This is a genomic window from Amycolatopsis sp. GM8 (assembly GCF_021653975.1).
Taxonomy (GTDB): domain Bacteria; phylum Actinomycetota; class Actinomycetes; order Mycobacteriales; family Pseudonocardiaceae; genus Amycolatopsis_E.
Window position 1 is genome coordinate 364,091 of record NZ_JAJKFK010000005.1, and the last position, 13,766, is coordinate 377,856.

The following is a 13,766-nucleotide window of genomic DNA, read 5'->3' on the forward strand; positions in this document are numbered from 1 at the left end:
GAGCACTGCGTGTCGGAACCTCGGGTCAGACGGGCCGAGATCGCCATCGAGCAAGAGCACGTCGATCGCGTCTACCGCCGGCTGGCCGAGCTGCGCGCCCAAGCCGAGGCGATGCGCACCAAGGGGTACGAGATCGGGCACGGCGCCCAGCGCGAGGCGGTCTTCGAGCAGGCGTCGATGCTGTTCGAGCGCGACATGATGGTCTTCCACGCGAACCAGACGCTGCAGACGCTGGACGCCGAGTACGAGGGCCTGGTGTTCGGCCGGCTCGACCAGACGAGCGGCGAGAAGGTCTACGTCGGCCGTCTCGGTATTCGCGACGCCGAGTTCGACAACCTCGTCACCGACTGGCGCGCGCCCGCCGCCGCGGCCTTCTACCAGGCCACCGCGGAAGAGCCGATGGAGGTGGTGCGCCGCCGCGTCATCCGCTGCTCCGGCCAGAACGTGCTCGACGTGGACGACGACGTGCTGATCCCGGACGCCGTCCCGGAAGAAATGCAGGTGGTCGGCGAGGGCGCGCTGATGGCCGCGCTCGGCCGGTCGCGCGGCGAGAAGATGCGCGACATCGTCGCGACCATCCAGCGCGAGCAGGACGAGGTGATCCGCGCGCCGTGGCGGGGCGTCACGGAGATCACCGGCGGCCCGGGGACGGGCAAGACGGCGGTCGCGCTGCACCGCGCGGCGTACCTGCTTTACCGGCACCGCCGGCAGCTCGGCGGGGCCGGCGTGTTCGTGCTCGGCCCGTCCGGGGTGTTCACGAACTACATCTCGCGCGTGCTGCCCTCGATGGGCGAGACGAACGTGGAGCTGCGGGCGCTCGGCGAGGTTCTCGACGGGGTCGTGGCGACGCGGCAGGACCCGGCGCCGCTCGCGGCGATCAAGGGTTCGCTGCGGATGCGGAAGGTACTGACGCGCGCGATGCGGGACGCCCCGCCGGGTGTGCCCGACGAGATCCGCATCGTGTACCGCGGCGAGGTGCTGAAGCTGCGCGGCAAGGAGCTGGAGAAGGTCCGCCGCAAGGTGCACGGGCACGGCGGGCCGCCGAACCGGTCGCGGGTGCGCGCGGCGGAGACGCTGCTGGAAGCGCTGGCGGACAAGGCCGAGGAGCACGCGCGCGCGGACGGCCGGTCGGTGGACCGCGCGGAGCTGATCACGGAGCTCGGCGAGCGGATCGACTTCCACCGGTTCCTCGTCGTGTGGTGGCCGGTGCTCTATCCCGGTGAGATCCTGCGCTGGCTGGGCGATCCGGCGCGGCTCGCGCGGGTGGGCAAGGGTGTGCTCGCGCGGGACGAGGTGGCCCCGCTCGCCGCGTCGTTCGCGGACCGGGACAAGGACTGGACGGTCGCGGACATCGCGCTGCTGGACGAGCTGCGCGTGCTGACCGGGCAGCCGCCGAAGCGCAAGCGCCGGGCACAGTCGGTCGAGCTGGATGCCGCGCCGGCCGCACGTGGCGTGGAGCACCACGGCCCGCACCGGCCGGAGCACTACGACGAGTACTCGCACATCGTCGTCGACGAGTCGCAGGACCTGTCGCCGATGCAGTGGCGGATGATCGGGCGCCGCGGGAAGTACGCGAGCTGGACGGTCGTCGGGGATCCGGTGCAGAGCTCGTGGCCGGATCCGGCGGAGGCGGCGCAGGCCCGGGACCAGGCGTTCGGCCCGCGGACCCCGCGGCGGCGGTACACGCTGCGCACGAACTACCGGAACTCGGCGGAGATCTTCGACCTGGCGGCGCGGGTCGTGGCCGGGCATGCCGAGGCCGGCGAGCTGCCGAAGGCCGTGCGCACCACCGGGCTCGAGCCGGACCTCCGGATCGTCGAGCGGGCGGGGATCGAGGGCACCACGCAGACGGCGGCGAAGGAGCTGATGGACGCGGTCGAAGGCACGGTCGGCGTCATCTGCGCGATGGACCGGGTGGCGGAGGTCCAGGGCTGGCTGCAGGGGCGGGCGGACGAGCGGCTCAAGGTCGTCGGCAGCCTGGACGCCAAGGGACTCGAGTACGACGCGGTCGTGCTGGTCGAGCCGACCGAGCTGATCACGGAGTCGACGACGGGCCGCCGGGTGCTGTACGTCGCGCTGACCCGGGCGACGCAGCAGCTGACGGTGGTGGCCTCCGACCGGGAATGGCTGTGAGGCTTTCCGTTCTGGACCTGTCCCCCATCCCGGGCGGCGCCGACGCCGCGACAGCGTTGCGCAACACGGTCGATCTCGCCCGGCACGCGGAGCGGCTGGGGTATCACCGGTACTGGATCGCGGAGCACCACAACATCCCGGGCGTCGCGAGCGCGGCGACGGCGGTGCTGGTGGGTCAGGTGGCTGCCACGACTTCGCGGATCCGGGTCGGTTCGGGCGGGATCATGCTGCCCAACCACGCGCCGCTGATCGTCGCCGAACAGTTCGGCACGCTCGAGGCGTTCCATCCCGGCCGGATCGATCTCGGCGTCGGCCGTGCGCCTGGTACAGACCAGCGGACGGCACGGGCGATCCGGGGCAATTCGGCTTCGGCGGATGATTTTCCCGAGCAGCTGAGCGAGTTACTGGACTACTTCGAGCCGGATCCGGCGCGTGGGGTCGACGCGGTACCCGCGATCGGGCGGCGGCCGCCGGTGTGGTTACTGGGTTCGAGCGGGTTCAGCGCGCGGCTGGCCGGGCGGTTGGGGTTGCCGTTCGCGTTCGCGCATCATCTCGCGGCGCGGAACACCTTGCCGGCGGTGCGGCTGTATCGGGATTCTTTCCGCCCTTCGCCGACGCTGTCCGAGCCGCTGCTCTTGTTGAGTGTGACGGTGGTGTGCGCGGAGACCGATGAGCGGGCCGGGTGGCTTGCCGGGTCGGCGAAGCTGCGCTATTTGAGTCGGCGCCAGGGTCTGCCGATTCCGTTGCCACCGCCCGAGGAGGCTGCGGAGTACGCGTACGCGGATGCGGACAGGGAGTTGATCGAGGCTCGGTTCGGGAGCGCTCTGATCGGTTCCCCGGAGACCGTGCGTGCGCGTCTTTCGGGGTTGGTCGCCGACACCGGTGCCGCAGAGGTGATGGTGACGACCATGGTGCACGGGCATGACGACCGGGTTCGATCCTATGAGCTGGTGGCCGGACTACGCCGGTAACATCGACACGCGCCGTTCACGACACGGGACGGGCGTGTGGGAGCGGAGATGGCGATGCGCGGCACTGGGTGGGACGACCCGACGCGCCAAATCGCGCCCGCCCGCACTCGACGCCGAAACAGCGCCCTGGTCGGCAAAACCGCGCTCGCGGTGGTGGCGGCGGTGGTGCTCGTGGCGACCGGCTACGGCTGGACCATGCTGCACGGGCTGGCCACCGGGTTGCGCACCTCGGATGCGCTGGATGGCGAGGCTGGGTCGCTCGGCGGGGACACCAACATCCTGATCATGGGCCTGGACTCGCGGCTGGACGAGAACGGGAACCCGCTGCCGCAGGACATCTACGACGCGCTGCACGCCGGGGACCAGCAGGACGGCGGCTACAACGCGAACGTGCTGATGCTGCTGCACGTGCCCGGCGACGGCAGCAAGGCGACCTCGATCTCGATCCCGCGGGACGACTACGTCGATCTGCCCGGCTGCCCGGACGGCATCTGCAAGGGCAAGATCAAGCAGGCCTACGGGTACGCCTTCGACGCCAAAGCCAAGCAGCTGGTCGCGCAGGGCGCGACGGACAAGACGCAGCGGGAACAGCAGGCCCGCGACGCCGGCCGCAAAGCCGAGATCGACACCGTGCGCCAGTTCCTCGGCGGGGTCCCGGTCGACCATTTCGTCGAGGTCACCCTCGTGGCGTTCTTCCAGATCGCCCAAGTGGTGCAACCGGTGACGGTGTGCGTGAACGAGGACACCCAGGACAGCTACTCCGGCGCGAACTTCCACAAAGGACAGCAGCAGGTCAACGCCGAGCAGGCGGTCGCGTTCGTCCGGCAGCGCCGCGACTACGTGCACCCGCAGCTGAACTTCACCGACCTGGACCGCGCCCGCCGGCAGCAGGCGTTCATCATCTCGCTGGCGTACCAGCTCAAGCAGGGCGGCGCGTTCACCAATCCCGCGCAACTGCAGCGGATTTCGGACGTGGCCAAGCAGAACACCGCGCTCGACTCGCATCTCGACCTGTTGACGTTCGCGAAACAGGCGTCGAACCTGACCGGCGGCAACGTCACCTTCGTGACGCTGCCGATCGACCACTTCGGCAAGAACCCGGGCGGCGAGGACGTCAACTTTGTCGACCTCCCCCAGATCCGCGCCACGGTCGCCCAGCTGATCGGCGCGCCACCGGGCGCCTCGCCGTCGGCCACGAGCACGGCACCGGCCGCGTCCGCGGCGACGGTCTCCATCGTGAACACCACCAGCCGCAGCGGGCTCGGTGCCCAGGCCCAGCAGTTCCTCACCGGCCAGGGGTTCACCGTGGCCACCGTCGGCAGCGACACCCGTCACCTGGCCGCCTCGACGATCTTCTACGGCTCGGGTGCCGCTGACGCAGCGAAGTCGCTCGCCTCCGCGCTCGGCGGCAAGATCACCGTCACCCGGTCCACCGAACTGGCCACCGGGCACGTGCAGCTGGTGATCGGTGCGGACTTCCGGCTCCCCAGCGGTGGTGGCGGCGAGCCGCAGGGAGCCGCGAAACCTCCCACCAGCACCCCCAGCCCGACCCCGACTCCCCCGGCATCGGCGCCGGCGTCGGATCAGGCCGCGGGGCTGGACGCCATCAGCGGCGGCGGCATCCCCTGCGTGAAATGACCTTGCCGCGACGCCGGATCAGGTGGCATCCGGGTCGATCGGCGGCGGTTTCACCGGTGCGCCGTTGCCCTGGCGGGTAGCGCCACCCGCCAGGCCCAACGGGTCGGTCTCGCCGTCGAACAGATGCTGGGTGATGGCGCGGCGCGGATCGAAGTTCCGCAACTGACGCAGGTCCTCCAACGGCCGGCGGAACTCCTCGAACTCCGGCCCCATCTCCTCGCGCAACTGCCGCTGCGCGTTCTGGGTGAACTGCCGAAGCTGCCGCACGGTTTTCCCGAGCCACGCCGCCGCCTGCGGCAACCGTTCCGGCCCGAGGACGAACAACCCGGCCGCCAGCAGCACCAGAATGTGCATCCAGCTCAGTCCCAGCATCGGCCACCTCCACTACTTGAACAGGCTGACCGCTCGGGAGATCACGACCGCGAGGGTGACGAGCGAGATCGCGGACTGGCTGAGCATCAGCATTTTCGCCCACCGCGACATCGGCATCACATCCGTGGGGCTGAACGCGGTGGCATTCGTGAACGAAAGGTAGAAATAGTCCAGAAAGTGCGGTTCCCACTCGGGATGCGCCTCCGGTTCCTCCATCTGCGGGAACCGGAAGTCCGGCCGCGGCTGCTGTCCCTGAGCGCGGGAAACCGGACCACCGCGGTCCATTTCCCAGTACCACAACGAAAAGGCGATCACGTTGGTGAGCCAGATCGCGCCCCCACTCCCCAGCAACGGGCCGGGTTCCTCCCCCGCCCGCGCGCCGAGCAGATCCATCACCAGCAGCACCGCCGACCACGCGTTCGCCAGGCTGATCACGGCGATGAGCATCGTCGACAGCGGCCGCAGCCACGGATGGTTCCGGGAGATCCGCACCGGGTTCAGCCCGATCAGCACCGCCACCAGCCCCAGTTCCAGCGCCGGCAGCAGCCAATGCGGCCGGAACGCCAACCGGTCGGGCAGCACCAGCTGCAGTGTCACCGCGAGTGCGATCGCCAGCGTCACCGCCCAGCGCTGCTCGCCTTCTGTCACCCGCAACCAGGCGGGCACCCGGCGCGCGGCGCCGGAGACGGGATGCTCGCCATGACACAGCAGCTCCTCCAGGCGCAGCAGCTCCGCGCGGGCGGCGCGCACCCGATCCAGATGCTCGGAGGAGGTCTCGCGGTCGGTCGTCATGTCGGTCCCTTCGGTGTTGCCTGCACGGTCCATCGTGCTTCCTGAGTGGACGCTGAGAACAACCCGGGTTTCTCAGCGTCCGCACAGCGCCGGCCGTGAACGCTGGAACCCCGGCAGGGATCCCGACCCGGAAAGACCACTGTGGACAGTTCAGCGCTCGTGCGGCGGTCCCGTACGACCGAGCTGCGCCTGCTGATTTTCGCGTTGCTGCTGGTCTTCGCCGCACTCGAACTGGTCGACCTCAACCAGCAGCCCGTCGCGTCCTGGCCCGCGCCGCAGCTCGCGCTGATCTTCGCCGTCCTGTGCCTCGCCGCTCATCTGACGGTCCGTTTTGTGGCGCCCCATGCGGATCCTGTCTTCCTGCCGTGTGTCGCGCTGCTCAACGGCATCGGGCTCACCATGATCCACCGCCTCGACCTGGCCGGCGCGCTCGCCGCCGCGCAGGCCGGGCACTCCGCCCCCGCCCAAGAGGCGCCCCGCCAGCTGCTCTGGATGGGCATTTCCATCGCACTGTTCGCGGGCACGATGGTGCTGGTCCGCGACCACCGGCGGCTCGCCGGCTACACCTACCTCGCCGGCGCGCTCGGACTCGGATTCCTCATCCTGCCCGGCGTACTCCCCGCCAGCCTCTCCGAGGTCAACGGCGCCAAGCTGTGGGTGCGGCTCGGCCCCCTGTCGCTGCAGCCGGGCGAGTTCTCCAAGGTCCTCGTGATCGTGTTCGCCGCGGGATTCCTTGTCAGCAAACGACATCTGTTCACCACCGCCGGCAAACGCGTGTTCGGCATGGAACTGCCCCGCACCCGCGACCTCGGCCCACTGCTGCTGGTGTGGCTGGCGTCGGTCTGCGTCGTGACCTTCGAAAAGGAACTCGGCGCCGCCCTGCTGTTCTTCGGGGTCGCGCTCGCCATGATCTACATCGCCACCGAACGCGTCTCCTGGGTCGTCGTCGGCCTCGCCCTGTTCGCGATCGGCTGTGTCGCCGCCTTCTTCCTGTTCAACCACATCCAGCAGCGCGTCACCACCTGGCTCGACCCGCTCGCCACCTACGACCAGCCCGGCGGCGGATACCAGGTCTCGCAATCCTTGTTCGGACTCGGCACCGGCGGCCTGACCGGGACCGGCCTCGGCGCCGGCCGGCCCGATCTCGTGCCCTTCGCCAGCACCGACTTCATCAGCGGCGCCCTCGGCGAAGAACTCGGCATGACCGGGATCGCGGCGATCGTCGTGCTGTACCTGTTGATCGCCACCCGAGGGCTCCGCGGCGCACTCGCCGTCTCGGACGACTTCGGCAAGCTCCTCGCCACTGGGCTGTCGTTTTCCTTGGCGCTACAGGTGTTCGTCGTGGTCGGTGGCGTCACCGGACTCATCCCGCTCGCCGGCATGACGCTGCCCTTCGTGTCCTACGGCGGTTCCTCGCTCCTGGCGAACTACCTCGTGCTCGCCGTATTGCTCCGCGTTTCCAACTCCATCGGGGAAACCCACACACGACCCGCACAGCAGGCCACGCCGCTCGCCGAGTCCGCCACCGTCCTGGTCAACGCTCCGGTGACCGGGCGGCCGCCGTCGTAAGCCGCTGCCCGGCGTCAGTCGCCGGCGGGCTCGAGCACGACGACCGGGATCTGGCGCTGGGTGTAGGTGGCATAGGTCGCGTAAGGCGGGTAGATCGCGACCACCCGTTCCCACAGCGCCGCCCGTTCGTCCTGCTCGGCGATGCGCGGCCGGACCCGGCGGCGTTGCCCACCCGGAAGTTCGACCTCGGCGGACTCCATGGCCATCAGGTTGTGGAACCAGGCCGGGTGGGTGTCCGTGCCGCCCTTCGACGCGACGACGACCAGCCGCGGTGAGTCGTCGAGGTAGATCAGCGGGCTGGTGCGGGCCTCGCCGGACTTGCGGCCCACGTGGTTGAGCAGCAACACGGGGGCACCGCCCAGGAACCGGCCGCCCACCTTGCCCCGAGTCCTGCGGAACAGCGTTGTGTTGAGGCGCGCCCACTGGCGTTGCAGCTTCCAGTACGGAGACGTCGATGCGGGAGGTTTTGGCATACCGCCATTGTGGCAGACACTGACAAGTTTCACCAACTGCCAAGTGGCGTGTAGTGTCACGCTGTTCTAGTCTTGGTGCCATGGAGAAGCCCGGCCTGCGCGAGCGGAAGAAGCACCGCACCCGTGAGGCGCTGATCGACGCGGCGCAGTCGTTGTTCTGTGCCAACGGCTTCGAGGCCACCACCGTGGACCAGATCGCCGAGGCGGTCGACGTCTCACCACGCACCTTCTTCCGGTACTTCACCTCGAAGGAGGACGTGGCGCTCGCGCTCGCGGACGAGCAGATCACGGCGATGCTCGAGCAGTTCGCCGCGCAGCCGGCGGACGTGCCGGTACTGACGGGGATGCGGCAGGCCGCTGTCGAACTGGTGCAGGCCTACGAGGCGGAGGCGAGCAGTGCGGACCAGACGCGCCACCAGCTGATGCAGCAGCTGATCTCGACCAGCTCGACACTGGCGGCCGCCCGTATCGAGCGCGGCATCGCCCGGCTGGACGAGATCGCGCGGCTGGTCGGCGCCCGGATGGGCGTCGACCCGGCCACGGATCCACGGCCACAGCTGGTGGCTTCGATCGTGCTGTGCGCGGTGCAGACGACGATCACCGCATGGCGCGCCACCGGGCGCGACGCGCCGGATTCGGAGCTGATCGGGCAGGCTTTTGATCTGTTGGCCGGTGGGGTTGATTATCCCGCCGCAGGGCGGGAGCGGTGAGCGCCCGGCGCGGGTGATCCAAAGACTAAAGACTAAAGATCAAAAGATGCCTCGCCGGCGGGCTGGCTCCGGGATGAGGGGGCCCAGGGGATCTCACCTTGGCTGGGTGGTTGAGTTGGGTGGTCATCCCGTCGCCTGCGGTTTTCGAATATCACTTTTCGTCAGGGCCGCAAGCTTTGGGTTTTTGGCTGCGCGTTCCGGCGCAGGTTGCGGCCCTGACGAAAAGTGATCGTTCCTGGTTCAGGCGACGGGATGACCACCCAACTCTGGTTGCTGCTTTACGACAGCAGTGCGGTCCGCGTTCTGGGTAGGCCCGCGTTGCCCTTGTCGGTTGTCTTCACCGCTAGTACCTGGTTGACGCCGATCGATCCTCGTTCGAAGGTCAGGGCTGAAGCCGCCATGTACAGGCGCCAGACGCGGGCCCGGCCTTCGCTGGTCAGGCGCACGGCGTCGGCCCAGCGGGACTCCAGGTTCGCGACCCATGCCCGCAGCGTCAGCGCGTAGTGCTCACGCAGCGCCTCGACATCCCGCACCTCGAAACCGGCGTCCTCGATCGCGTCGACCATGACGCCCAGCGGTTCCAGCTCGCCGTCCGGGAAGACGTACCGGTTGATGAACGACGTCCGCTCTCCCGTGTGGCCCTTCACGCCCACCTTCCGCGAGATCGCGTGGTTCAACAACCGCCCCTCGGGCTTCAACAGGTCGTACAGCGCCTTCGTGTACGTCGGCAGCATGGCCTCGCCGACGTGCTCCGCCATCCCGATACTCGAGATCGCGTCGAACGGCCCGTCGTGCACATCGCGGTAGTCCTGGACGCGGATCTCCACCAGGTCCGACAATCCCTCCTCGGCGACCCGCTTGCGCGCGAAGTCCGCCTGGGCCTGCGAGAGGGTCACGCCCACCGCATGCGCGCCGTACTCCTTCGCCGCGTGGATGACGAACGTGCCCCAGCCGCAACCGACGTCGAGTACGCGCTTGCCCTCGCCGAGCCCGAGCTTCCGCGCCACCAGGTCGACCTTCGCGATCTGCGCATCCTCCAGCGACTCGACGCCCTCGCCCCAGACCGCGCACGAGTAGGTCATCGTCGGCCCGAGGACCAGCGCGTAGAAGTCGTTGCCGACGTCATAGTGGTGGCTGATCGCCTCGGCGTCCCGCCGCTTCGAGTGCAGGCGCCCGCCCAGCCGGATCTCCTCGGCCGGGGGCTTCGGCGGCAGCCCGATCGCACCCAGCCGCAGCACCGACCTGATCATGTCCAGCTTGACGTCCCGGTCCACGTCCAGCGGCCCGGACTGATTGCCGATGACACGTTCGAGCTGGGAAAGGCTTTCGAAGAAATCGGATTCGACGTCGAGATCCCCCGAGACGAAACACCGCGCGATACCGAGTTCGTTGGGCGCCCACAGCAACCGCCGCAGGGCACGGCGGCGGCGCAGCAGCAGCCGGATCGGGGCATCTGGCGGGCCCGCCTCGCTACCGTCCCAGCAGCGGATATGGAGCGGGAGATCGCTGCCGAGCGCGGCACGCACCAAGGTGTGTACGGCGCTCGCAGCATTATGCGAGGTAGCCACGCACTTCATTCAAGCACTCATGCGGACTTCACGCCCAGAGGTGTAATGCGGATTCGCCCGAAACGCCCGAATCGCGGGGAGGTGGACTTTCCCACAGCGAATCCGCGGGAAAGTCCACCGTCCGTCTGCTACTCCAGCACCAGCAGGAGATCGCCGCCCTCGACCTGCTGCACCGAGTTGATCGCCAGCCGGCCGACCCGCCCACCGGCCGACGCGGTGATCGCGGCCTCCATCTTCATCGCTTCGATCGTGGCGACCGTCGCGCCCGCCTCGACGCGATCGCCCTCGGCCACCGACAGCGTGACCACCCCGGCGAACGGCGCGGCGACGTGCTTCGGGTTCGCCTTGTCGGCCTTCTCCGCGGCGGGCAGGTCCGCCGCCACCGACCGGTCGCGCACCTGGATCGGCCGCAGCTGCCCGTTCAGGCTGGACATCACGGTGCGCAGGCCACGCTCGTCCGCCTCGCCGATCGCCTCCAGCTCGATGAGCAGCCGCACGCCCGGCTCCAGGTCCACCTGGTACTCCTCCCCCGGCCGCAGGCCGTAGAAGAAGTCCTTGCTGGGCAGCACACTCGTGTCGCCGTACGCGTCACGGTGCGCCTCGAAATCCTTCGTCGGCCCCGGGAACAGCAGGCGGTTCAGCGTGCGCCGCCGGTCGGCCCGCAGCGCTTCACGATCCTCAGTGGACAGTTCCGCGACCGGCTTCGGTTCGGCCCGGCCTTCGAGTGCCTTGGTACGGAACGGTTCCGGCCAGCCGCCGGGCGGGTCGCCGAGCTCGCCGCGCAGGAAGCCGATCACCGAGTCCGGGATGTCGAACTTGTTCGGCTCCGCCTCGAACTTCTCCGGCGACACCCCGGCGCCGACCAGATGCAGCGCGAGGTCACCGACCACTTTGGACGAAGGCGTGACCTTCACCAGGTGGCCCAGGATCTTGTCCGCCGCCGCGTACATCGCTTCGATGTCCTCGAACCGGTCGCCCAGCCCGAGCGCCCGCGCCTGCGTACGCAGGTTGGACAGCTGACCGCCGGGGATTTCGTGGTCGTACACCCGGCCCGTCGGCGAAGCCAGGCCCGCCTCGAACGGCGCGTAGATCTTGCGCACGATCTCCCAGTACGGCTCCAGGTTCCCGATCGCGCGCAGGCTCAGCCCGGTCGGCCGCTCGGAGTGATCGGTCGCGGCCACGATCGCCGACAGCGACGGCTGCGACGTGGTGCCCGCCATCGACGCGACCGCGCCGTCCACCGCGTCCGCACCGGCGTTGATCGCCGCGAGGTACGTGCCCAGCTGGCCGCCCGCCGTGTCGTGCGTGTGGATGTGCACCGGCAGGTCGAACTCCTTGCGCAGCGCGGAAACCAGCTTCGCCGCGGCGGGTGCGCGCAGCAGCCCGGCCATGTCCTTGATCGCCAGCACGTGCGCGCCCGCGCCGACGATCTGCTCCGCCAGCTTCAGGTAGTAGTCCAATGTGTACAGTTTCTCGGCCGGGTCCGAGAGGTCCGAGGTGTAGCAGAGCGCGACCTCCGCGACCGCCGTCCCGGTCTCCCGGACGGCGTCGATCGCCGGGCGCATCTGCTCGACGTCGTTGAGGGCGTCGAAGATCCGGAAGATGTCGATACCGGTCTTCGTGGCCTCTTCGACGAACGCGGTGGTCACCTCGGCCGGGTAGGGCGTGTAGCCGACGGTGTTGCGGCCACGCAACAACATCTGCAGGCAGATGTTCGGCACCGCCGCGCGCAGCCGGGCGAGCCGCTCCCACGGATCCTCGGCCAGGAACCGCAACGCGACGTCGTAGGTCGCGCCACCCCAGCATTCCAGCGACAGCAGCTCCGGCACCGTGTGCGCGACGACCGGCGCGATCGCCAGCAGGTCCTTCGTGCGCACGCGGGTGGCCAGCAGCGACTGGTGCGCGTCGCGGAAGGTGGTGTCGGTGACACCGACCGTCGCCCGCTCCTTCATCCAGCGGGCGAAACCCGCCGGGCCCAGCTCGGTCAGCTTCTGCTTCGACCCGGCGGGGGGCTCGCCGGCGGGCAGCTCCGGCAGCTTGGTGGCCGGTTCGATCAGCCGGGGCCGTTCGCCGTTCGGCTTGTTCACCGTGACATCGGCGAGGTAGGTCAGCAGGCGCGTGCCGCGGTCGGCGGAATGCCGCGCGGTGAGCAGGTGCGGGCGCTCCTCGATGAACGACGTGGTGACGCGGCCGTGCCGGAAGTCCTCGTCGTCCAGAACCGCCTGCAGGAACGGGATGTTCGTGGCGACACCACGGATCCGGAACTCCGCCAGCGCGCGGCGGGCGCGCCCGACCGCGGTCTCGAAATCGCGGCCACGACAGGTGAGCTTCACCAGCATCGAGTCGAAGTGCGCGCTGATCTCCGTGCCGGCGAAGGCTGTTCCGCCGTCGAGCCGGATGCCGGAGCCGCCGGGCGACCGGTAGGCGCTGATCATCCCGGTGTCCGGGCGGAACCCGTTGGCCGGGTCCTCGGTGGTGATCCGGCACTGCATCGCGGCGCCGCGCAGGTACACCTTTTCCTGTGACAGCCCCAGATCTTCGAGGGTCTCCCCCGACGCGATCCGCATCTGGGACTGCACCAGGTCGACGTCGGTGACCTCCTCGGTGACCGTGTGCTCGACCTGGATCCGCGGGTTCATCTCGATGAAGACGTGGTTGCCGTCCTTGTCGAGCAGGAACTCGACGGTGCCCGCGTTGCGGTAGCCGATCGTGCGGGCGAACGAGACGGCGTCGGCGCAGATGCGTTCCCGGATCGCGGGATCGAGGTTCGGCGCGGGTGCCAGCTCGATGACCTTCTGGTGCCGCCGCTGTACGGAACAGTCGCGCTCGAACAGGTGGATGACGTTGCCCGCGCCGTCCGCGAGGATCTGCACCTCGATATGCCGCGGGTCGATCACGGCCTTCTCCAGGAACACCGTGGCGTCGCCGAACGCGGATTCCGCCTCGCGCGCGGCGGCTTCGATGGACTCGCGCAGGTGCGCCGGGTTGTCGACGCGGCGCATGCCCCGGCCGCCACCGCCGGCGACGGCCTTGACGAAGATCGGGAACCCGATTTCCCCGGCCGCGGCGAGCAGTTCGTCCACATCGGCCGACGGCTGCGAGGAACCGAGCACCGGCACCCCGGCCTCCCGCGCGGCGGCGATCGCGCGGGCCTTGTTGCCCGTCAGCTCGAGGATCTCCGCGCTGGGACCGATGAACGTGATGCCCGCCTGCTCACAGGCGAGCGCGAGATCCGGGTTCTCCGACAGGAAGCCGTATCCGGGGTAGATGGCGTCGGCCCCGGCCTTGCGCGCCGCGCCGACGATCTCCTCGACCGACAGGTACGCGCGCACCGGATGGCCCTGCACCCCGATTTCGTAGGCCTCATCGGCCTTCAACCGATGCAGCGAGTTGCGATCTTCGTAGGGGAACACGGCGACCGTGCCCGCCCCCAGCTCATAGCCGGCGCGGAACGCACGAATGGCGATCTCACCACGGTTGGCGACGAGTACCTTCCGGAACATGCCCGGTCCTTCCTGAAAGTGCGGATCGGCTGGCCGC

At 69.3% G+C, this 13,766-nt stretch carries 10 protein-coding genes; 5 read left to right on the top strand and 5 right to left on the bottom strand.

The features are described from left to right. Positions 1 to 9 precede the first annotated feature (9 nt). The 3 genes from LOZ83_RS25205 to LOZ83_RS25215 are packed head-to-tail and all read left to right on the top strand — an operon-like array spanning position 10 to position 4,742. Positions 10 to 2,133 carry an ATP-binding domain-containing protein gene (locus tag LOZ83_RS25205; protein ID WP_236794130.1) on the top strand — a complete coding sequence of 708 codons (2,124 nt, stop codon included), beginning with the start codon at positions 10 to 12 and terminating at the stop codon, positions 2,131 to 2,133. After that, entirely contained in the window at positions 2,124 to 3,104 is a 981-nt protein-coding gene (locus LOZ83_RS25210) for an LLM class flavin-dependent oxidoreductase (protein ID WP_236794131.1), read from the top strand. Before LOZ83_RS25205 ends, LOZ83_RS25210 begins: the two co-directional genes overlap by 10 nt. Positions 3,105 to 3,158: 54 nt before the next feature. Further along, complete coding sequence (locus tag LOZ83_RS25215; RefSeq protein ID WP_236794132.1) at positions 3,159 to 4,742, top strand: LCP family protein; 1,584 nt, start codon at positions 3,159 to 3,161, stop codon at positions 4,740 to 4,742. 18 nt (positions 4,743 to 4,760) lie between these two features. Here the strand turns inward: LOZ83_RS25215 and tatB are convergent, their stop codons facing one another. Together tatB and LOZ83_RS25225 are read right to left on the bottom strand one after the other, a co-directional pair. Beyond that, complete coding sequence (gene tatB / locus LOZ83_RS25220; protein WP_236794133.1) at positions 4,761 to 5,114, bottom strand: Sec-independent protein translocase protein TatB; 354 nt, start codon at positions 5,112 to 5,114, stop codon at positions 4,761 to 4,763. A 12-nt stretch (positions 5,115 to 5,126) separates the two neighbouring features. Next, complete coding sequence (locus LOZ83_RS25225) at positions 5,127 to 5,939, bottom strand: hypothetical protein (RefSeq protein WP_236794134.1); 813 nt, start codon at positions 5,937 to 5,939, stop codon at positions 5,127 to 5,129. 108 nt (positions 5,940 to 6,047) lie between these two features. On the opposite strand from LOZ83_RS25225, the gene LOZ83_RS25230 reads away from it, so the two are divergent. Then, positions 6,048 to 7,475: an FtsW/RodA/SpoVE family cell cycle protein gene (locus LOZ83_RS25230; protein WP_236794135.1), complete on the top strand. Its 1,428-nt coding sequence runs from the start codon at positions 6,048 to 6,050 to the stop codon at positions 7,473 to 7,475. A gap of 14 nt (positions 7,476 to 7,489) precedes the next feature. Here LOZ83_RS25230 and LOZ83_RS25235 read toward each other — a convergent pair whose 3' ends face one another. Beyond that, positions 7,490 to 7,948: a nitroreductase family deazaflavin-dependent oxidoreductase gene (locus LOZ83_RS25235; protein WP_236794136.1), complete on the bottom strand. Its 459-nt coding sequence runs from the start codon at positions 7,946 to 7,948 to the stop codon at positions 7,490 to 7,492. Between the two features lie 80 nt (positions 7,949 to 8,028). Here LOZ83_RS25235 and LOZ83_RS25240 point away from each other — a divergent pair, with 80 nt between their 5' ends. Next, a complete protein-coding gene (locus LOZ83_RS25240) occupies positions 8,029 to 8,658 on the top strand; it encodes a TetR family transcriptional regulator (RefSeq protein ID WP_236794137.1) in 630 nt (209 codons plus the stop codon). A 278-nt stretch (positions 8,659 to 8,936) separates the two neighbouring features. On the opposite strand, the gene LOZ83_RS25245 is transcribed toward LOZ83_RS25240, so the two are convergent. Together LOZ83_RS25245 and LOZ83_RS25250 are read right to left on the bottom strand one after the other, a co-directional pair. After that, on the bottom strand, positions 8,937 to 10,226 hold the full coding sequence (locus tag LOZ83_RS25245; protein ID WP_236794138.1) for a cyclopropane-fatty-acyl-phospholipid synthase family protein: 1,290 nt from the start codon (positions 10,224 to 10,226) through the stop codon (positions 8,937 to 8,939). 128 nt (positions 10,227 to 10,354) lie between these two features. Further along, positions 10,355 to 13,729, bottom strand: coding sequence for a pyruvate carboxylase (locus LOZ83_RS25250; protein ID WP_236794139.1), 3,375 nt, complete (start codon positions 13,727 to 13,729; stop codon positions 10,355 to 10,357). Positions 13,730 to 13,766 lie beyond the last annotated feature (37 nt).